Annotated in this window: 17 protein-coding genes and 1 pseudogene; 9 read left to right on the top strand and 9 right to left on the bottom strand. The window is 47.6% G+C overall.

The features are described from left to right. The first annotated feature begins 17 nt into the window (after positions 1-17). A complete protein-coding gene (locus L0B52_RS09440) occupies positions 18-722 on the top strand; it encodes an endonuclease/exonuclease/phosphatase family protein (RefSeq protein WP_235064466.1) in 705 nt (234 codons plus the stop codon). On the opposite strand, the gene L0B52_RS09435 is transcribed toward L0B52_RS09440, so the two are convergent. Further along, complete coding sequence (locus L0B52_RS09435; RefSeq protein WP_235064465.1) at positions 719-1,051, bottom strand: hypothetical protein; 333 nt, start codon at positions 1,049-1,051, stop codon at positions 719-721. The genes L0B52_RS09440 and L0B52_RS09435 overlap by 4 nt on opposite strands. 234 nt (positions 1,052-1,285) lie before the next feature. Between L0B52_RS09435 and L0B52_RS09430 the strand changes: the two genes are divergently transcribed. Together L0B52_RS09430 and pgi are read left to right on the top strand one after the other, a co-directional pair. Beyond that, positions 1,286-2,905: an alpha-D-glucose phosphate-specific phosphoglucomutase gene (locus L0B52_RS09430; protein WP_235064464.1), complete on the top strand. Its 1,620-nt coding sequence runs from the start codon at positions 1,286-1,288 to the stop codon at positions 2,903-2,905. Positions 2,906-2,949: 44 nt separating this feature from the next. Further along, positions 2,950-4,527, top strand: a complete 1,578-nt coding sequence (gene pgi, locus L0B52_RS09425) for a glucose-6-phosphate isomerase (RefSeq protein ID WP_235064463.1) — start codon at positions 2,950-2,952, stop codon at positions 4,525-4,527. Between the two features lie 74 nt (positions 4,528-4,601). On the opposite strand, the gene bfr (L0B52_RS09420) is transcribed toward pgi, so the two are convergent. Further along, positions 4,602-5,084, bottom strand: coding sequence for a bacterioferritin (gene bfr / locus L0B52_RS09420; RefSeq protein WP_235064462.1), 483 nt, complete (start codon positions 5,082-5,084; stop codon positions 4,602-4,604). 12 nt (positions 5,085-5,096) lie between these two features. Then, positions 5,097-5,561, bottom strand: a complete 465-nt coding sequence (gene bfr, locus L0B52_RS09415) for a bacterioferritin (RefSeq protein WP_235064461.1) — start codon at positions 5,559-5,561, stop codon at positions 5,097-5,099. A 309-nt stretch (positions 5,562-5,870) separates the two neighbouring features. Here bfr (L0B52_RS09415) and mfd point away from each other — a divergent pair, with 309 nt between their 5' ends. The 4 genes from mfd (at position 5,871) to dnaJ (ending at position 13,091) form a co-directional block, all read left to right on the top strand. After that, on the top strand, positions 5,871-9,188 hold the full coding sequence (mfd, locus tag L0B52_RS09410; RefSeq protein ID WP_235064460.1) for a transcription-repair coupling factor: 3,318 nt from the start codon (positions 5,871-5,873) through the stop codon (positions 9,186-9,188). A gap of 129 nt (positions 9,189-9,317) precedes the next feature. After that, complete coding sequence (gene grpE / locus L0B52_RS09405; RefSeq protein WP_235064459.1) at positions 9,318-9,890, top strand: nucleotide exchange factor GrpE; 573 nt, start codon at positions 9,318-9,320, stop codon at positions 9,888-9,890. 81 nt (positions 9,891-9,971) lie between these two features. Then, positions 9,972-11,903, top strand: coding sequence for a molecular chaperone DnaK (gene dnaK, locus L0B52_RS09400; protein WP_235064458.1), 1,932 nt, complete (start codon positions 9,972-9,974; stop codon positions 11,901-11,903). A gap of 54 nt (positions 11,904-11,957) precedes the next feature. Next, positions 11,958-13,091: a molecular chaperone DnaJ gene (gene dnaJ / locus L0B52_RS09395; protein WP_235065488.1), complete on the top strand. Its 1,134-nt coding sequence runs from the start codon at positions 11,958-11,960 to the stop codon at positions 13,089-13,091. Positions 13,092-13,128: 37 nt separating this feature from the next. Here the strand turns inward: dnaJ and L0B52_RS09390 are convergent, their stop codons facing one another. The 4 genes and pseudogenes from L0B52_RS09390 to dctP form a co-directional block, all read right to left on the bottom strand. Further along, on the bottom strand, positions 13,129-13,821 hold the full coding sequence (locus L0B52_RS09390) for a M15 family metallopeptidase (RefSeq protein WP_235064457.1): 693 nt from the start codon (positions 13,819-13,821) through the stop codon (positions 13,129-13,131). A gap of 2 nt (positions 13,822-13,823) precedes the next feature. Beyond that, a pseudogene (locus L0B52_RS09385) lies at positions 13,824-15,103 on the bottom strand (TRAP transporter large permease). Next, entirely contained in the window at positions 15,100-15,543 is a 444-nt protein-coding gene (locus tag L0B52_RS09380; protein WP_235064455.1) for a TRAP transporter small permease, read from the bottom strand. The pseudogene L0B52_RS09385 and the gene L0B52_RS09380 overlap by 4 nt, the downstream one beginning before the upstream one ends. A gap of 165 nt (positions 15,544-15,708) precedes the next feature. Beyond that, complete coding sequence (gene dctP, locus L0B52_RS09375) at positions 15,709-16,710, bottom strand: TRAP transporter substrate-binding protein DctP (protein ID WP_235064454.1); 1,002 nt, start codon at positions 16,708-16,710, stop codon at positions 15,709-15,711. A gap of 106 nt (positions 16,711-16,816) precedes the next feature. On the opposite strand from dctP, the gene L0B52_RS09370 reads away from it, so the two are divergent. Next, entirely contained in the window at positions 16,817-17,086 is a 270-nt protein-coding gene (locus L0B52_RS09370) for a rhodanese-like domain-containing protein (protein ID WP_235064453.1), read from the top strand. A 58-nt stretch (positions 17,087-17,144) separates the two neighbouring features. Here the strand turns inward: L0B52_RS09370 and mgtE are convergent, their stop codons facing one another. Further along, the gene (gene mgtE, locus L0B52_RS09365; protein WP_235064452.1) at positions 17,145-18,569 is read right to left on the bottom strand and encodes a magnesium transporter; all 1,425 of its coding nucleotides are present in this window, start codon (positions 18,567-18,569) and stop codon (positions 17,145-17,147) included. Between the two features lie 154 nt (positions 18,570-18,723). Here mgtE and L0B52_RS09360 point away from each other — a divergent pair, with 154 nt between their 5' ends. Then, positions 18,724-19,230 carry an alpha/beta hydrolase gene (locus L0B52_RS09360; RefSeq protein WP_235064451.1) on the top strand — a complete coding sequence of 169 codons (507 nt, stop codon included), beginning with the start codon at positions 18,724-18,726 and terminating at the stop codon, positions 19,228-19,230. A 44-nt stretch (positions 19,231-19,274) separates the two neighbouring features. Here L0B52_RS09360 and htpX read toward each other — a convergent pair whose 3' ends face one another. Beyond that, the gene (gene htpX, locus L0B52_RS09355; RefSeq protein WP_235064450.1) at positions 19,275-20,138 is read right to left on the bottom strand and encodes a protease HtpX; all 864 of its coding nucleotides are present in this window, start codon (positions 20,136-20,138) and stop codon (positions 19,275-19,277) included. Positions 20,139-20,156: the final 18 nt, after the last annotated feature.

Genomic DNA, 20,156 nt, shown 5'->3' with positions numbered 1-20,156 from the left:
TATCTTACGCAAGCGCTATGCACATCGTTAGTTATAATATTCAAGCCACCATCAACAGCCGCAACTACCTAGCCTATAGCTATGAGTGGCCGCGTCAATTTCTCCCCTTACCGAGTAAGAAAAAAACCCGAGAGCAGATTGCAGCTTATCTAAACCGCTTTGATGTGGCGTGTTTACAAGAAATCGACCTCGGTGGACTGCGCAACGCTTTTCAAAACCATGCCGAGCAATTCGATGCACTAACCGATTTCAAATACTACACCACACAAACCAACCGCCGCATCAGCAAACTCTCGTTACATGGCAACATGATTTTAAGTAAAAAACCTTTTGAGGTTGTATTGGATTGCGCACTACCGGGCAAGGTTTCCGGGCGTGGCGTACTCGCGGTACTGGTTGAGGATCTGGTCATTGCTAACGTACATTTAAGCCTGGGGACTGCCGACCAGCAACATCAGCTGCATTTTATCAACGAACAACTAAGAAGCTATGAGCAAGTGATCCTGTGTGGGGATTTCAATTGCACCCCACAAAGCGCGCCGCTTAAAGCCATGCAGGCGCGCGGCTGGCGTTTACTCGGTAATGGCAGCGCCACATTTCCAGCCTGGCAACCTAAAAAAGCTCTAGACCACGCCTTATATAAGGGCACGCTTAACGCCTCCAGCCACGTCAGCCGCTTCAACCAATCAGATCACTTACCAATAATTATCACGATCAACTAATCGTGACGCTGACGTTTCTTATAAAAAGAAACTGTTATGGGATACAAAGAAAATACACCCAGTATCCAAAATATCATGTAGTTAGCCCATGCCTTGCTAATCAGCGGATCAGCAAAAAGATGCACCGCAATAACCAATACCAATCCAAGCATCATAGACAGCAAACCTATTAATGCCGCTGTAGACTTATGCGGTCGTGTTTGATGACGTTCTTTGGTTATACGATAAATGAACAACCCAATCACACAGACAACACACAATATCAGCAAGAATACCGCTATAAAAAAACTTCCAAAATCATCAGAAAAGAAAGAAACGGAACTAATCATAAAAATACTCTATTGCATTTCCTATACATCATCATAATCCAACATGGATACTGAACAACAGAATATTAAATGCCTATTTGTGCCCTGATTTAATTTCACCCCCCAAGAAAGGCGTTATTTAAAACCATCATTGATATACGAAAACGCTACATCTCACCACACATAAACAGCCAATACCACATTAATCACTATAATTAGTTACAATGATTCTTTTGTTCGGCGATTAGAGATTTTATGAGAACCCAATATATCACCAGCACCCCTTTTAGCGATCAGCGTCCCGGAACATCTGGCTTGCGCAAAGCCACGCAGACTTTTCAAAAAGCGCACTACAGCGAGAATTTTATCCAAGCAGTATTTAATACTTTGGGCATTGCCGGTAAAACGTTGGTGATTGGTGGCGACGGGCGTTTTCATAATAAAGCCGTGTTGCAAACGATTATCGCCATGGCCGTCGCACAAGGCGCAAAAGCGTTGATCATCACCCAAAATGGACTACTCTCAACACCAGCCGCTTCACACCTGATTCGCTTAAACCAAGCCGATTACGGGATGATTTTATCCGCGAGTCATAATCCAGGCGGCGCAGACGGCGATTTCGGGATTAAAGTGAACCTTGAACGTGGTGAACCAGCGCCGGAACACGTCACCGAAGCGATTTATCAGCAAAGCCTTGCCCTTGATGGCTATATCACCACCGATAATGGGGCGATCGATCTATCCGAATTAGGCGACACCCGCTTAGGCGATACCAAAATCCGTATCATCAGCGCCACCACCGATTATGTGGCTTTGATGCAAGAATGCTTTGATTTCCCGGCGATCAAGCGCTGGCTGGAACAATACCGTATTGCCTTTGACGCCTTACACGCTGTCACTGGGCCTTATGCAAAGGCACTATTCGTTGATGCACTGGGCGTTGATGAAACCTATTTACTCAATACCACCCCACTACCCGATTTCGGCGGCAAGCATCCTGACCCTGCACCCGATCGTATCGACGAACTCAAGCACAAAATGACTGAAGATGAACGTATTGTGTTAGTCGCTGCCAGTGACGGTGATGGCGACCGGAATCTGATCAGCGGTCGTGATGGCGTGATCAACCCTTGTGATAGTTTAGCGGTAATCGCTGATCATCACGCAGATATCCCCTGCTTACGCACACTTCGCGGCGTTGCACGCTCAATGCCTACCTGTCGCGCGATTGATAAGGTCGCTAGCGCGCAGCGCCTGACTTGCTACGAAACCCCAACCGGTTGGAAATTCTTCGCTAATTTGCTTGATGCTGAGCTCATTCAACTTTGTGGTGAGGAAAGCTTCGGCACAGGTGGCGATCATATTCGCGAAAAAGATGGACTATGGACCATTTTATGCTGGTTAAATATCCTCGCAGTGAGCGGCAAAACCCCAGATCAATTGATCCATGAACATTGGCAACGCTACGGACGACACCATTTTAATCGCTTTGATTATAGTGGGCTCGATCCAGAATCAGCAACGAAAATGCTTGCCAGCTTAGAGCGCGATCTCACTAAATACATTGGCCAAACCCACCACGGTCTGACCATCACTTCTGCAGGACAATTTAATTACACCGATCCAACCAATGGTGAAACGACTCCAGGACAAGGGTTACAAGTCCAGTTTGGTTCCCAAGCACGAATTATTTGCCGTTTATCAGGCACAGATACCCGTGGCGTCACGCTGCGTATCTATTGCGAATATTGGCAGCAAGATATCACTACAAAACCAGCGCTCGCTGGCACAACCGCCACACTGGCCAGCCTCGCACAAGGTGCGCTGAATATTAGCGCATTTTGTGGCAAAACCCAGCCCGATCATATCGTATGATAGGCAGGTGGTGGCTGGTTTTCAGCCTTTGACGGGAAGACACCATGAGCAATCTTGAGCAACGATTAAGCGATCACGCAAACAGACTACAAAAAGCGCATTTGAACGATTTATTTGCCGCTGATCAACGCCGTGTCACGCGCCACACCATTAAAGCGGCGGGCTTATTCGCCGATCTCAGCAAAAACTTTATTGATGTGGATACGTTGGCTTTATGGAACGAATGGTTAGAGCAAGCCAATGTGTCTGCTGCCCTTACCGCTCAATGGTGTGGTAAACACGTCAATAACAGCGAAGATCGTCCAGCCTTGCATCACCGTCTGCGCGCCCCATGCGATGATCCTTTTATCGTTGATGGACAAAACATTAGCGAAGAAATTATCCAAGCGCGCACCAAGATGCGCTCATTGAGTGAAGCCATCCGTCAAGGCCGCTGGTGTGGTTATACCGGAGAGGCGATTTGTGATGTGGTGCATATTGGCATCGGTGGTTCCGAGCTTGGGCCGCGCCTCTTATGCCAAGCGTTTGCCCACCTTATTGATGGCCCAAAAATTCATTTTTTAGCCACCCCAGATCCACGATACATTCTTGACTTACAGCAGCATTTAAACCCAGCAACCACCCTGCTGATTATCGCCTCAAAATCCTTCTCCACCGAAGAAACGCTGGCTAATGCGAATGCTATGCGCGACTGGTTATATGCGCATGGTGGTGAAGCGGCCAATAAGCAAATGATTGCGATCAGCGCCAATCTTGAACGTACGGCCGAATTTGGCATTGACGGTGCGCATGTCCTGCCATTCTGGGATTGGGTTGGCGGTCGTTTTTCACTCTGGTCGGCGATTGCACTACCGTTTGTTTTGCAAAATGGTTATGAGGCTTACACTGAATTATTAAGCGGTGCGCATGCAATGGATAAACATTTCCGCGGCACCGAAGCGAATACCAACCTACCGATGCAGCTTGCTTTACTCGATGTGTGGTACAACCACTATTTTGCAATCAACAACCGTGCGATCATCACCTATGCGCACGCGTTGAGCCCATTCCCGGCTTACCTGCAACAGCTGGACATGGAAAGCCTTGGCAAACGCAGCAAAGCCAACGGCAGTCCGTTGGACAAACCCAGTGGCATGATAATCTGGGGCGGTAATGGCACACAAACCCAACATGCATTTTTCCAGCTTATCCATCAAGGTCAACGTAAGATTCCGCTCGATTTCATCACGGTCAAAACTGCTCCTGGAGGCATGGAAGACGCACAACGCATCCTACACAGCCATTGTTTGGCGCAAAGCGAAGCCCTAATGCGCGGACGTCATGAAACCGATCTTAGCGATCTCCCGCCAGAAGCGCGTTATCCACGCACTTCACCTGGCAATCGCCCATCGACCACGATTATTTTAGACGACCTCACCCCAGAGCATCTCGGCGCATTGATCGCTGCTTACGAGCATAAGATCACGATCAGCGCCCTGCTCTACGGCGTCAACGCTTATGACCAATGGGGGGTTGAACTGGGTAAAAAACTCACGCAAGGCACGCAGGATAGTTTGTGTGGTGGAGAGAATCAATCCCACGATCCCTCCACTGCTTCATTAATCCGCTACTTGCGCGATTAACCGGCAACATTCTTCACCCACAAAAAAGGCGCAACTCTGTGCGCCTTTTTATGAAGTGAGCGAATGATTAGTGATTAATCACCGCTGGCATCACCCACCGACTGCTGTAAATAATTTTCTAATCCCAAACTGTCGATTAAATCTTCTTGGGTTTCCAACCAATCGATATACTCTTCAACATCGTCTAATAACGATTCAACGAGCGCACGCGAAACATAATCCTGCTCTTGTTCGAGCAATTTTATTGCCTTGCGTTGATCAGCCATTTGCGCATAAGACGCTTTAATATCGCAGCTAATCGCCTCCGGCACATCCTCACCGACTAAAAGCTTGCCTAAATCTTGTAAATTCGGCAAATCTTCAAGCAGGTAAATACGCTCAATCAATTTATCGGCATTTTTCATCGCGCGAATCGATTGTTTATAAACCACTTTACCCAAGGCATCATAACCAAAATGTTTAAACAGGCGTGCGTGTAAAAAATACTGGTTAATCACCGTGAGCTCATGGCGCAACAAGCCATTTAACGTATCATTGATCACGGGTTTACTGTTCATAGTGCCTCCAGCTTACGCCTGGCTCTGTAAATAATTTTGTAAGCCCATTTGCTCAATTAAACGCAGTTGCTGCTCAAGCCAATGCGCATGATCTTCTTCGGTATCTTTAAGCTGAACCACCAGCAAATCACGTGTGACATAGTCTTGATGCTTCTCACACAACTCAATCCCTTTTTTCAGGCGATCGCGCACGTGATACTCAAGCTCTAAATCTTTTTTGAGCATCGATACCACATCTGCGCCAATATTCAATGCACCAACTTGCATATTTGGCGTGCCTTCAAGCATTAACACACGCTCAATCATCACACTGGCATGCTCTGTTTCATGCTCCATCTCATGATTCATTGCATCAAAAAGCTTGCTATAACCCCATTCTTGATACAAACGTGAATGGATGAAATATTGATCGCGGGCGGCTAATTCACCACCAATTAACTCATTTAAATAAGCAATAACTTCTGGGTTGCCTTGCATTGTTGTGTCCTCCGTTATAAAAATGGCTGCAGTATGGGCAGCAATCAATGCTTAAGTCAAAAATATTTTATAGAAACCAAAGTATAGTTAACAATAGAAAGTTAATGTCCTGTATTAACTAACAATTTTATTGATGTTGCGAATAACTCTCTCAACCATTACCAGTTTCAATTATTTTTCTTAAATAATAATTAGTTTTAATTCAGTATCTATAATCATAAACCCGGTCGTCGGCGCTTATCTGGATCATCACATTACAAGCGCGACCATATCCCGTATAATCGCGGCTTTGCTCAACTTATTCTGTTTATGGCTCACGAAACGCTCAAACATCTTGCCTACCACCTCCACAACCAACTCAGCGGCAAACATGTTCACCTCGTCGTCACCCCGGATACCCGTTGGGCGGAATATACCTATCGCTGCTTACAATTCTGGCTGCCAGCAGCGCAACATCCTTCGCTGTATTGGTTTAGCGATTGGGAAACCCTGCCGTATGACCCTTATACCCCACACCCGGATCTCGTTTCAGAGCGCCTACGTGTGCTCGCTGAACTGCCCACACGGCGACAAGCCGTAGTTGTGGTCGCTGCCAGCACACTCCGCCAGCGCCTGTGCCCACAAACCCACCTAGACACCTATGGTATTCATCTCAGCATCGGCGATCAGCTAAAGCGTGAAGATTTTATCGCTCGCCTCGCACAAGCCGGTTATCAGTCCAATACACTGATTGCACAAAAAGGCGAATTTGCTGCGCGCGGTAGTTTGGTCGATTTATTTCCGATGGGCGCTACCCACCCGATCCGTTTAGAATGGTTCGACGATGAGATTGAATCGATCCGCACCTTTGATATCGAAAACCAGCGCACCATTAGCAAACTCAAACAAATGAGTATTTTGCCGCGTAGTGAGCTCGATTTATCCGATAGTGGACGGGTGTGTTTTCGTCAGCGCGCACGTGAGGCGATTGGTGAGCACATTATCAACCACGCGCTCTACCAACAAGTCAGCGACGGACGTACCCCACAAGGGCTGGAATATTATCTCCCGCTGTTTTTTGATGAAAGCGCGAGCTTATTTGATTATCTGCCATCACAAACGCGCCTGGTCATAAGCGATGGGGTTAGCGAGGCGCTCCACAAACACCAAAGCTATTGTGAGAAACGTTTTGAGCGCACCAATCCCTTACGTGAACGCAGCTTGCTACCGCCAGAAATGCTGTGGCTAAACGCTGATACAGTAAGCGAACAACTTGCCCGCTTAGAACGACACACCTTTGCCCAACGCGCGCAGAGTATTGCCTTTAGCGGCACACGTGAGGATCGAGAAGCACAGTGGCTCGATTTAATTAACGCCCACAGCACAGCGCACCTTCACCTGCCGGGCAACGGCAGCCGAGAATACTGGCAAGAACGCTTGCTAAAATCCCATCCTGAGGCGAAAAACGCAGATCATTGGGACAATAGCGCTGGCCTAAACCTCTATGTCTCACCGATGCACTACAGCTTCCATGACGGTGAAGCGGTGCATTTATCAGAAGCCGACTTACACACCGCCCCGGTTGCGCCAAATTACCGACAAAAAGCCGCACAAGATCCTGCGAGCATTATCCAGTCATTGCAGGATTTAACTATTGGCGCACCAGTCGTGCACACTGATTATGGCGTCGGACGCTACCAAGGTTTGCAACGCTTGGAAGATGACGATGAAGAACTACTCACCATCGAATACGCCAAAGGCAGTCGCCTGTTTGTCCCGGTGACTGATTTAGATTTGATCACCCGTTATAGTGGTGGTGATCCAGACAGCGCACCGTTGCACGATATCGGCGGCAAACAGTGGCAGAGCAATAAACGCAAAATCAGCGCTAAAGTACGCGATACCGCGAGTGAACTGCTGGCCCTGTATGCCAAGCGTGAAGCAGCACAAGGCACGCCAATTACTCTTGATCATAAAGCGCTCACCACTTTTGCCGAAGATTTTCGCTTCGATGAAACGCCGGATCAACAACATGCGATTGATACCGTGCTCGCTGATCTTGAGCGCAGCCAACCGATGGATCGGATCGTTTGTGGCGATGTCGGCTTTGGTAAAACCGAAGTCGCGCTGCGCGCAGCGTATGCCACGGTTTTGGCCGGACAGCAGGTTGCGCTGATTGCACCAACCACTTTACTCGCCAACCAGCATTATCATAACTTTTTAGATCGCTGCGCCGATTACGCGCTCAATATCGATGCCGTATCGCGTTTTAACAGCGCCAGTGAGCAGAAAGCCAGCCTCGAGCACCTTGCCGCCGGCAAAACTGACATCATTATCGGCACCCATCGCCTGCTACAGAAAGACGTGCAATTCGCCAATCTTGGCTTGGTGATTATTGATGAAGAACAGCGCTTTGGCGTGCGTCATAAAGAAAAGCTGAAAAGCCTGCGCGCTAACGTCAACCTGCTCACCCTAACCGCCACCCCAATCCCACGAACGCTCAATTTTGCGCTCAGCGGCTTACGCGATATCTCGATCATCGCCACCCCGCCTGTTGGTCGGCAATCAGTGCAAACGATCATCAGTGATTATGATCCGGGCATCATCGAGGAAGCCTGTGAACGCGAGCTCAATCGCGGTGGGCAAGTGTTTTTCTTGCATAACGATATATCGAGTATCGAGCGCGTTGCGCGTAGCCTGCAAGAGCTACTACCACAAGCACGTATCGGCATGGCGCACGGTCAAATGCGTGAAAGCGCGCTTGAGCACATCATGCAGGATTTCTATAACCGCCACTATGACATCCTGATCGCCACCACGATCATCGAATCAGGCATCGATATCCCGAACGCCAATACCATTTTGATTAATCGCGCCGATAAGCTTGGACTCGCACAGTTGCATCAGCTACGCGGGCGTGTTGGCCGTAGTCACCACCAGGCGTACGCCTACTTATTCACGCCTTCTTGGCAAACACTCAATAAAGACGCACAGCGTCGTCTTCATGCCTTTACTACCCTAGACAGCCTTGGTGCCGGCTTTTTGCTCGCCAGCCAGGATTTAGAGATTCGTGGCGCAGGAGAGCTGCTTGGCGATGAGCAAAGTGGCCAAATTCAGCAAATCGGTATGAGTTACTACCTCGATTTACTCGAGCGCGCGGTCAGTGCGCTCAAATCTGGGGAGAGCTTTGACCCAGAACATGAACAAGAACGCGTCAACATCGAGCTTCATGAACCGACGCTGCTACCTGATGATTATATCTATGACCCGCATATTCGTTTAATCTGCTATCAGCGGCTTAGTCAATGTCGTGATAATGAAAGCATCGACGAACTCGCCGTGGAAACCACCGACCGCTTTGGCCGACTACCACAAGCGGCAAAGAATCTTTTTGCCCGCGCCAAGCTCAAACTTCACGCTGAAGCACTCGGCATCGTGGCCATTCTTGCTGATGAGGCAACCATCACCCTAACTTTCAATGCCGATCCAAACATCAATACCGATGCGTTATTTGCTCTACTGCAAAATAACCCCGGCATTTACCGCATGAGCGGCCCAACCACACTCATCAAAGAGCGCAGCGACGAAGCGATTACAGCTATTGAAGCGATTAATGAACTGCTTGATCAGCTCACGAAAAAACCTTAAAACACTTACGTATTAACCCTCAAAGCTAGTTCTACGCTAAATATTTAGCGTAGAGCGCACACTGCCCCTTGAAAAAAAACACACCGCCCACATTAATAGAGACAGTTTTAAGTCATATTTGAGGTCGACATGCAAGACGAGCACAAAGCGGACGAGATGCCGCGCGATGATAACGGGTTTCAAATCGATGATGAGGCAACGCTTCAAGTCGAAGGTGATGAGGCCATAGCTGATGAAGCGATGATTGCTTTAGAAGAAAAAGTGGCTGCTTTAAGCGAGCAGGTGATTCGTGAGCGCGCAGAAAATGACAACCTGCGTAAGCGTCAGGCACGTGAGTTACAAAGCGCGCACAAATTCGCTACCGAGCGTCTAATTAAAGATTTATTGCCAGTGCTCGACTCATTAACCCTTGGTATTGATGCTGCGAAGAATGGCGAACACAACGCTGAAGCGATTGAGCAATTTATCGAAGGCTCTGAGATGACCTTGAAATTGTTAAATGAAACGCTGGCCAAGCACGGCGTGGAAACAATTAACCCCGAGGGTGAGAAATTCAACCCTGAACAACACGAAGCGGTAGCTTCTCTACCAAATGCAGACGCCGAGCCAAACAGTGTGTTGCACGTCACCCAAAGAGGATATGTGTTAAATGGCCGAGTTATTCGCGCAGCACAAGTGGTTATTGCCAAGGCCGCAGACTAATTTTTAAGGTGGGCTTGAATTTTTCATTATCAGCACCATCTATAGAACAGATTAATTTTTAATAGTTATAGTGAGGAAACCATGGGTAAAATTATTGGTATTGATTTAGGAACCACTAATTCATGTGTCGCAGTCATGGACGGCGATAAGCCACGTGTGATCGAAAACGCTGAAGGCGGACGTACCACACCATCGATTGTTGCGTTCACCGAAGAAGGCGAAGTATTGGTTGGCCAACCAGCCAAACGTCAAGCGGTCACTAACCCGAAAAATACGCTGTATGCGATTAAGCGTTTAATCGGCCGTCGTTTTGACGAACAAGCGGTACAAAAAGACATTGACTTAGTGCCGTATAACATCGTTAAAGCCGATAATGGCGATGCGTGGGTAGAAGCCAACGGCAAAAAAATGGCAGCACCAGAAGTTTCTGCGCGTGTCCTGCAAAAAATGAAGAAAACGGCCGAAGATTATTTAGGTGAAAAAGTTACCGAAGCGGTCATTACTGTTCCGGCGTACTTTAACGACAGCCAGCGTCAGGCAACTAAAGATGCCGGTAAGATCGCAGGTTTGGACGTTAAGCGCATCATCAACGAACCGACCGCTGCAGCTTTGGCCTACGGTATGGATCGTAAAGCAGAAGATGCGAAAATCGCAGTTTATGACTTAGGTGGCGGTACCTTTGATATCTCGATCATCGAAATGGCTGATTTAGACGGCGAGCATCAGTTTGAAGTCCTTTCAACCAACGGTGATACGTTCTTAGGTGGTGAAGATTTCGACGCACGCATCATCGATTATTTAGTGGCCGAGTTCAAAAAAGACAGCGGCATTGATTTAGCGAACGATTCACTCGCCCTGCAACGCCTAAAAGAAGCAGCAGAAAAAGCGAAGATCGAGCTGTCTTCGAGCCAGCAAACCGAAATCAACTTACCGTACATCACAGCCGATGCCTCAGGTCCTAAGCACTTGAACATCAAGATGAGCCGTGCGAAGTTGGAATCATTGGTTGATGAGCTGATCCAACGCACCCTCGCACCATGTAAACAAGCGTTACAGGATGCTGGTGTTTCTAGCAGCGACATCAAAGACGTGATCTTAGTCGGTGGGCAAACGCGCATGCCGAAAGTTCAAGAAGTGGTGAAAAACTTCTTTGGCAAAGAGCCACGCAAAGACGTAAACCCTGATGAAGCGGTTGCAATGGGCGCTGCGATTCAAGGTGGTGTGCTTGGTGGTGATGTCAAAGACGTGTTGTTGCTAGACGTCACCCCATTGTCGTTAGGTATCGAAACCATGGGCGGCGTGATGACCAAGTTGATTGAGAAAAACACCACGATCCCAACCAACGCTGATCAAGTGTTCTCAACTGCTGAAGACAACCAAACTGCGGTAACCATTCATGTATTGCAAGGTGAGCGTCAGCAAGCAACTGGCAACAAATCGCTAGGTCGCTTTGACTTAACCGATATCCGTCCTGCGCCACGTGGCATGCCACAGATCAAAGTTACCTTTGATATTGACGCCAACGGCATCCTCAATGTGTCAGCGAAAGACAACGAAACCGGTAAAGAGCAATCGATTGTGATTAAAGCAAGCTCTGGTCTGTCGGATGACGAAGTCGAGCGCATGGTGAAAGACGCTGAAGCGCACGCCGAGGAAGACAAAAAATTCCAAGAAACCGTGGAAGCAAAAAACAGCGCAGAATCCATGATTCACGGCGTTGAGAAATCCATCGAAGACTTAGGCGATGAAGTCAGCGCTGAAGAGCGTGAACCAGTCGATGCGGCAATCAAAGCGTTACGTGAAGCGATTGACGCTGGCGATTTGGATGAGATCAAAGCGAAAAATGAAGCGTTGATGGAAGCCTCTGGCCCGCTGATGCAAAAAGCGTATGCAAAGATGGCCGAGCAAGCAGGCGGTGAACAAGCACAGAGCGCAGAAGGCGAACAAGCACAATCTGACGATGTGGTTGATGCCGACTTCGAAGAAGTTAAGGAAAACAAAGACGGTCAATAAAGGCCGAGTAAACTCACTAGGGGCGGTCATCCGCCCCTTTATTGATAGACTATGATGGCAGAAAAAGACTTATACAAAATTCTTGGCGTCGAGAAAAACGCCTCAGCTGACGAGATCAAAAAAGCGTATCGTAAAATGGCTGCGAAGCATCACCCCGATCGCAACCCTGGCGACGATACTGCTGAGCAACGTTTTAAAGACGTGAAAAAAGCCTACGATATTTTGTCTGATGAACAAAAGCGTGCCACTTACGACCGCTTTGGCTTTGACGCCGCTAACGGTAATGGTCAAGGCGGGTTTGGTGGCGCTGGCGGCTTTGGTGGCGGCAATTTCAGCGACATCTTTGGTGATGTATTCGGCGATATTTTTGGTGGCGGACGTCAAGGTGGTCAACGTGCCAACCGTGGTCGTGACTTAGCTTATGAACTCGATTTATCACTCGAAGAAGCGATCACTGGCTGCGAAAAACAGATCCGCATCCCAACCCAAGTAGGCTGTAAGAAATGTAGCGGTAGCGGCGCTGCTGAGAACTCGAAGAAACGCTCCTGCCCGACCTGTCAGGGTGCCGGTCAAGTACGCATGCAACAAGGCTTTTTCTCTATCGCACAAACCTGCCCGAACTGTAAAGGCAAAGGCGATATCATCGAGAATCCTTGTGATAACTGTCAAGGTAGCGGACGCGTTCGTGAGCAGAAAACGCTCACCGTCAGCATCCCTGCAGGGGTTGATAGCGGCGACCGCATTCGTTTGTCTGGTGAAGGCGAAGCCGGTGAGAACGGCGCACAATCTGGCGATTTATTCGTTGAAGTTCGTGTACGTAAGCACCCAATTTTTGTCCGTGAAGGCGATGATTTACACTGCTCGATGCCAATTAGCTTTGTCACAGCGTGTTTAGGCGGTGAGCTTGAAGTGCCGACCTTAGCTGGACGCGTGAAACTCAGCATTCCAGCGGAAACACAAACCGGACGCGTATTCCGTTTGAAAGGTAAAGGCGTTAAATCGGTGCGCAGTCGCAGCGAAGGCGATTTATATTGTACGGTCAATATCGAAACGCCAGTGAAGCTCTCTAGCGAACAAAAAGCGCTACTTGAGCAATTCGCGGAAACGATTAACGAAGGCGGCAACCGCCACGCCCCCAAAGAAAAAGGCTTCTTCGATAACGTAAAAAGCTTTTTTGATAACCTGTAACCATCAACCCGCCAATCGGCGGGTTTTTCTTTACGCGTTAATCCAAATAAATCAGGCCATAATGTGCATTGGTTTCCCCACGATGATAGGCCCATGACTGGTTACCATAATCATAATGCCACCATTCGCTGGAAAGATTGGTGAACCCTGCCTCTATCATTGCTTGATAAAGTAATCGACGGCGCTTACGTATGTCCCCTGCCTGGTGCTCATAAGCGTCACTATAAGACCGCTCACTTGCCTCATCAAACTCACTACCCATATCTAGCGGCTCACCTTCAGCACTACATAAGGTAACATCCACCGAACCACCGGTGAGATGCGGACTAGGCTTATGCAATTGCTCAGAAGGAAGCGAGACAAAATATTGTGTACGCTTATGCCATTGAGCTTCACCCTCATCCGGATATTGCTGCTGATAACTATCATATAACGATTGATAAAGCGCCTGTTGCACTCTCGGTGGACGCCAACCATCCAGGATTTGCATGAGTAACCCTGCGCGTTCAATAGTACGCGCCGCACGCTCAAGACGTTCGATGACTGAAGGTCGTAGATAACATTGTCCTATTGCACCTTCAATCTCATAATAAGCATAAACAGGCTCAATCAACCAGTACGCTTTTTCGGGAATACGCTCGAGCCGACTGCCATCATCATAAATCGGTATGCTATGAACTTTTGCCCAATCAGGATCAATAAATGGAGGAATAGATAGAGTTTGCGACATAATTACCCTAACGTTTGTGGTAGCCAGAGCACCAGTATTGGGAAAAATATAATTAATAACAGTACAAATATTGCCGTCAGGACAAACGGCCAAATCGTTTTGAATAACTGCAAAATATCGAGCTGACTGACGGCTGCTGCGACATAGACACAAGCGCCCATAGGCGGTGTAATCAACGCGATAGTGATATTTAACGTCACCACAATTCCTAAATGCACCGGATCAACCCCAGCCATCATCGCTACGGGCAGGAATACTGGCGTTAGCAATGTTAGCGCTGAGACCTCTTCCATAAACATGCCCGTAATAAAGGTCAGCAAGCTGATGAGTAATAAAATCATTGTTGGTGAGTCAACAAATGGCGTGAGTAACGCAACAAACTGCTGCGGTGCTTGTGCATAGGAAAGCAACCAACTCACCACTGAAGAAGCGGCAATAATTAAGAAGATCGCAGAACTTAAAATCGCAGTTTCTTTTAATGCCTGCCATAGGCTACTAAGCGTCAATTCACGCAATGCAAACCCGCTTAGCGCCACATAAACAGCGGTCAACGCACCTGATTCAGTCGCGGTCACTTTTCCAGCAACAATTCCGGCAACGATAATAAATGGCGCAACCAATGCTGGAGAAGCAACCAACATCGCTCGCAACAAAGCACCAAACCCTGGCCAGCTATCATTTTTAGATAAATGATGCCGCCAAGCGTAGGAAAAGTTCATCAGCATAAACGCCACGCCAAGTAGCAAACCCGGTATCACACCGGCCAAAAATAAATCACCTACCGAAGTATTGGTTAACGCACCATACAAAATCATGAATATTGAAGGCGGAATAATCGGCCCAATAAGCGATGAGCCAGCTGTTAAACCCGCAGCAAATGCCGTTGAATAGCCTTCTTTGCGCATGGCTGGTACCAGTAGTGAACCGAGTGCAGAGGTATCTGCCACTGCTGAACCATTCACACCAGCAAAAAATACACTACCGACCACATTTACATGCCCTAATCCACCACGGAAATGCCCCACCAAATGCCGTGCAACCAACATCAACCGATCTGTTAGGCCTGCCGCATTCATTAAATTACCGGCGAGAATAAACAGTGGAATGGCCATGAGTGAGAATACATCAATACCAGAGAAAAACTGTTGGGGCATCGTTTGCCACAACAAACTCATATCAACAAAAAAGAAGCCACATAACGCCGTCACTAATAGCGCAAAAAAAGTGGCACACCAATCAGGACATGAGCCACAAAAACAATGAACATTGTTATCAGCATTATTGCACCACCTGCCGTGGTAATGGCGATGGTCCATGAACGACTATAGCAAGACTAAGCAAACCAAACCCTAATGGCATGCTGAGCATCGGAATACTACGACTAATCCCTAATCCTTGAGAAGTAAACATAGATACTGACAAAGCATAGCGCCAGGTCATATACGTACCAATCACCGCAAAGCTTAAGCTGAGCAGCCACTGATAATACACAACCCAACGGACAACGTGTACGGGCAGAAATCGCTCAGCCAACGCCACACGCATATGCCTGCCATAAACCCATGTACCACCACCGGCGAGCATCGCCGTAGCTATCATGCTGTAGCGAGACAGTTCATCGGTCCAAATAGGCGCGCCACCCAGTAGATATCGCGTCGTTACGCCATACATAACCACCAAAACATTGATAATCACCAAGCAAGCAGCAATGCTAATACTCAACCTTGCAATCATTTCCAAGATTTTCTGTCGCATAAAAATATATTACTAGCGTTATACGGAAAGGCCTAAAGCATGCGTCAAAAGCCTGTTAGAAATAAACAGGATACCTTGAGCGATAAACAGAACATATCTGTCATATCGCTAAAGTACCCTGTCGATTGAGTGCTATTTCGCAACATCTGCCTGAGCTGCATCCAAATAGCTTTGTGCAATATCTTGTTCTTGTAACCAGTCTTGATAAGCAGGGCTCGCGGTTTTACGGAAAGCTTCAAGTTGTTCATCCGTTGGACGAATCACTTCCATTCCTTGTTCTGCCAAGTAGGCAATGCGTTCTTCCACTTGCGCTTCATTAGCTGCTCGAGCCTGTTCGTTTGCCTCAGCAACGGCTTCGTCAAATGCCTGGCGTGTCGCATCATCCCAACTATCTAACATTGCGGCATTACCTACAAGAAACTGATCGGAATATTGAATATTTGCCAAAGTCAGATACTTCTGAACTTCGTATAAACTACCCATAATGATATACATTGGTGGGTTCATTTGCCCATCAGCCACGCTGGTTTTTAATGCCATATAGACTTCGGTCCAAGGGATAGGCGTACCAGATGCACCAAAGGCTTCATATAAAGCGACTTGGCTTGGATCCATTGCGCGGAAACGTAATCCTTCAAAATCTTTTGGCTCATGAATTGGGCGTTCATTATTGGTAAAGGCTAAAAAACCACCTTCTTCTACAACAGCTAACATCTCAACGCCAGCACGTTCTTTCAGTGCATCTTTAACCATCTGCCAATAGCTGCCTTGATCAAAAAATGCGCGCGCTTCAGCAAAGTCAGCAAACATAAATGGCGTGGCACTGACATAGATTTCTGGAACTAAAGGCGAGATACCGGCAAATGAAGCGATATTAAGATTTGGACCCGTCATGGTTTGCTCCATGCGAGCCTCTTCTTCGCCTAACATGGAATTGGGATAAAGCTTGAGTGTGATTTCCCCATTGGTTTTTTCTTCCACTAACTGCTGCAAATTCTCAGCAAACGCGTGTACGGCGTTCTTCTGTGCATCCGCTGCGCCGTTATACGATAAATTGATGGTTTGTTCTGCCAAGACCGCTGAACTTGCTAACCCTGCGGCCATTGCTAATAACAATGTTTGCTTTCTCATCATCGTCTCCCAGTTGTGTGAATAATCCATAATAGACGATAATTATATGAATATACAAATTATTTTAAAACGCGTATGATGACCAGTATTTTGAATTAAGCGTAAAATTATGATTTACCCACACAGTATTGATCAAGCAAAAAGCGACGGTTTTTGTATCGTGGATATCCGCAATAAAGAAGAATCTGCGCTACGTCCATTACCTCAAGCCGATGTGATTATTGCTATGGGTGAACTATTAGAGCAACCGGCAGAACATCTCAACCCAGAAACACCCTATTTACTCGTTTGCGCAGCCGGTGGTCGTACACGTTATGCAGCTGCCCTACTCAGCCAACAAGGCTATGACAACATATGGGCATTTCCCAGCACTTGGTAATACGTTATTAACATCACTACAGTGCAGATTTAGCGCATTGTATCTCTTATAAAAGCCCTTAAAGCAGCATCAAACTCGCTAGCCCTAGAAAGATAAAAAAGCCGCCAGAATCGGTACACGCGGTGATTAATACACTAGAACCTAGCGCCGGGTCGCGGCCGGTTTTCTGCATGATTGAAGGGATCATCACCCCCATGATCGCCGCTAACGATAAGTTCAGCGTCATGGCTAACAGCATGACGAAAGAAAGCATCGGGTTATCGTATAAGAAATAGGTAATCACCGCGAGTAAGCTGCCCCAAATAACCCCATTAATTAAGGCGACGCTAATCTCTTTCATCAGTAGTTCGCGGATTTGCGCCCAACTAAAGACGGTTTGCGCCATCGCACGCACAATCATGGTGATGGTTTGATTCCCCGCATTGCCGCCAATCCCAGCGACAATCGGCATCAATGAAGCGAGCGCAACGATTTTCTCAATCGAGCCTTCAAACACCCCGATTACGCGTGAAGCAAAAAATGCCGTACAGAGGTTGATCACCAACCACAACCAACGCGATTTAAACGCATCAACGACTGGTGAGAACAAGTCTTCCATCACGCTCACCCCGGCCATACCGAGCATATCGGCATCACCGGCACTACGCAATACATCAACCATTTCATCGATGGTAATTCGCCCGATCAGGCGATGATGTTCATCAACCACTGCGGCGGTGATTAAGTCATAGCGCTCAAACGCATTCGCGACTTCTTCAACGTTATCATGCGCGTGAAAGGTAACTGTTTCGCGGTTGTATAAATCACGCACCATTGCTTTGGGTTTGCTGGTCAGCAAGCGGCGAATCGATAGTGCGCCGAGTAGCGTATTGTAATCATCAACGATAAAGATTTTATCTGCCTGATCTGGCAATTCTTTAAAACGGCGTAAATAACGAAACACGACTTTACACGACACGTCTTCGCGCACTTTCAACAGATTAAAATCCATTAGCGCGCCGATTTGATTTTCCGGATAGTGGCGCGCCTTGTCATATTCTTCACGCGCCTGTTCATCGAGTGCCTCGATGATTTCATCAACTGTGTCGTCATCCAGAAGTGGCGTGATATCTGCCAACTCATCAGAATCAAGCTGGGTGGCGATTTGCACCACTTCCGCCTCATCTAATTCCGCGATCAAGCTATCTCTTGCAGCTGGAGAAATCTCTAACAGCACACGACCATCAATCTCGCCGCTGACCATATGCCAAATCAAACGGCGCTCATCGAGCGGCAATGATTCGAGTAAATCCGCGATATCCGCGTAGTGCAATTGTGACACATAGCGACGGATTTCCTGGTTGTGCCGACGCTCAAGCAAGTGCTCAATCACCGGCATATTTTTTGCCTCGGCTTGGCGCGCTGACACCTTATTTTCTAAATCGTGGCGCTCGAGCAATTCATGAATATGATTGAGAATCTGCTTGGGACTATTGTGACTCACGAGAACACCTGATGAAAAGATTAATACTGCGCTTAGTCTATCGACAAAGGCCTCAATAAGCCATTAAGAATAGGCAGTGAATACACGATTAGACTTGATTTAGCTGACCCGTCTGCGACAATAGATCCGTTATCATCCTAACTAAGGGACACCCATGCATATCATTCTTTCTCACGGTCGCGGCAGCTCAGCAAACGCGAAAAAAATGGTTTACTTAGCACGCAGTGCTGAGCAATTAGGCCATACCACGCATCGCGTGAATGATAGCGACACCCAAGACCCTGATGAACGTTTAAAGCGCTTAATCCACTTGGTTGAGCCCTTAGAAGAACCGATCGTATTACTTGGCTCATCGATGGGCGGTTATACCTCAATCCTTGCGGCTAAGCATTGTCAACAGCTTAAAGGGGTATTTTTGATTGCCCCGGCGCTCTTTGTGCCGCGTTATACAAACCAACGCTACCCGCTCGATTTAGATGCACCGATCAGTATTGTGCATGGTTGGGATGATGAAGTGATTTTATACGAACATTCAGTGCGCTATGCGCGCCAAACTAACGCCAGCTTGCATCTCATTGCTGGCGATCATATGCTCCATGATGCGATGCCTACGTTATCCACGCTATTCACGCAATTCTTACAAGACATCGAGAAAGATTGATTCAAGCGCTACCTCAATACATTCAGGTAGCGCCAGTACGTCAGTTATAGCGATTTAAGCGCCGCAATGCGTTTTTCTAACGGTGGATGGGTGGCGAATAGACCATTCATCGGCACAATACCAAACGCTTTGAAATCCTTTGCCATTGCCCCTTCTGCGCCCTGCTGTTGCGCACGTTGCAAGGCTTCTAATGCGGCAATCATTTTATGCTTACCCGCAAAATGCGCGCCACCAGCATCGGCTTTAAACTCGCGATGGCGTGAATGCCACATCACAATCATCGAGCCTAAAAAGCCCAGCACCATTTGTAGCACCATATAGGTGGCAAAATAGCCCGCTCTACTACTACGACCATTGCTACCACGACTCAGCATCGAGGCAATAATTTGCGCAAAAACAATCACAAAGCTGTTAATTGTGCCTTGAATCAGCGCTGAAGTCACCATATCACCATTACTCACGTGCGCCATTTCATGCCCGAGCACAGCCTCCACTTCATCAGCATTCATATGCTGCAATAAACCGGTACTCACAGCGACTAACGCTTTATTTTTATTCGCACCAGTGGCAAAGGCATTCGGAGATGGTTGCTGAAAAATACCCACTTCCGGCATACCCACACCAGCTTTTTCAGCTTGGCGACGTACGGTTTCAACTAACCAACGCTCAGTATCATTACTCGGGTTTTCAATCAGCTGCACACGCATTTGTTTTTTGGCCATGCCTTTAGAGAGCATCAAGGAAATAAACGAACCCGCAAAGCCATAAATGCAGGCAAAAGCCAAAAAGCTCCAGCTACTCGAGCCTTGCTGTGCCAAGGCTTGGTTGATACCAAACAGCTCAAAAATCACCGCCAGCACGGCCATCACGCCAAGGTTTGTTGCCACCAATAAAAATGTTGCCTTCATAGTTTTTTCTCCAGCTTA

It is taken from the genome of Suttonella sp. R2A3, assembly GCF_021513215.1.
Lineage (GTDB): Bacteria > Pseudomonadota > Gammaproteobacteria > Cardiobacteriales > Cardiobacteriaceae > JAHUUI01.
This window is presented reverse-complemented; position numbering and strand designations above follow the sequence as displayed.

Bases quoted from the DNA above. Each gene is read 5' to 3' on its own strand.
- L0B52_RS09440 (WP_235064466.1), top strand. From the start codon at position 18: ATGCACATCGTTAGTTATAATATTCAAGCCACCATCAACAGCCGCAAC.
- L0B52_RS09435 (WP_235064465.1), bottom strand. From the start codon at position 1,051: ATGATTAGTTCCGTTTCTTTCTTTTCTGATGATTTTGGAAGTTTTTTT.
- L0B52_RS09430 (WP_235064464.1), top strand. From the start codon at position 1,286: ATGAGAACCCAATATATCACCAGCACCCCTTTTAGCGATCAGCGTCCC.
- pgi (WP_235064463.1), top strand. From the start codon at position 2,950: ATGAGCAATCTTGAGCAACGATTAAGCGATCACGCAAACAGACTACAA.
- bfr (WP_235064462.1), bottom strand. From the start codon at position 5,084: ATGAACAGTAAACCCGTGATCAATGATACGTTAAATGGCTTGTTGCGC.
- bfr (WP_235064461.1), bottom strand. From the start codon at position 5,561: ATGCAAGGCAACCCAGAAGTTATTGCTTATTTAAATGAGTTAATTGGT.
- mfd (WP_235064460.1), top strand. From the start codon at position 5,871: ATGGCTCACGAAACGCTCAAACATCTTGCCTACCACCTCCACAACCAA.
- grpE (WP_235064459.1), top strand. From the start codon at position 9,318: ATGCAAGACGAGCACAAAGCGGACGAGATGCCGCGCGATGATAACGGG.
- dnaK (WP_235064458.1), top strand. From the start codon at position 9,972: ATGGGTAAAATTATTGGTATTGATTTAGGAACCACTAATTCATGTGTC.
- dnaJ (WP_235065488.1), top strand. From the start codon at position 11,958: ATGGCAGAAAAAGACTTATACAAAATTCTTGGCGTCGAGAAAAACGCC.
- L0B52_RS09390 (WP_235064457.1), bottom strand. From the start codon at position 13,821: ATGTCGCAAACTCTATCTATTCCTCCATTTATTGATCCTGATTGGGCA.
- dctP (WP_235064454.1), bottom strand. From the start codon at position 16,710: ATGATGAGAAAGCAAACATTGTTATTAGCAATGGCCGCAGGGTTAGCA.
- L0B52_RS09370 (WP_235064453.1), top strand. From the start codon at position 16,817: ATGATTTACCCACACAGTATTGATCAAGCAAAAAGCGACGGTTTTTGT.
- L0B52_RS09360 (WP_235064451.1), top strand. From the start codon at position 18,724: ATGCATATCATTCTTTCTCACGGTCGCGGCAGCTCAGCAAACGCGAAA.
- htpX (WP_235064450.1), bottom strand. From the start codon at position 20,138: ATGAAGGCAACATTTTTATTGGTGGCAACAAACCTTGGCGTGATGGCC.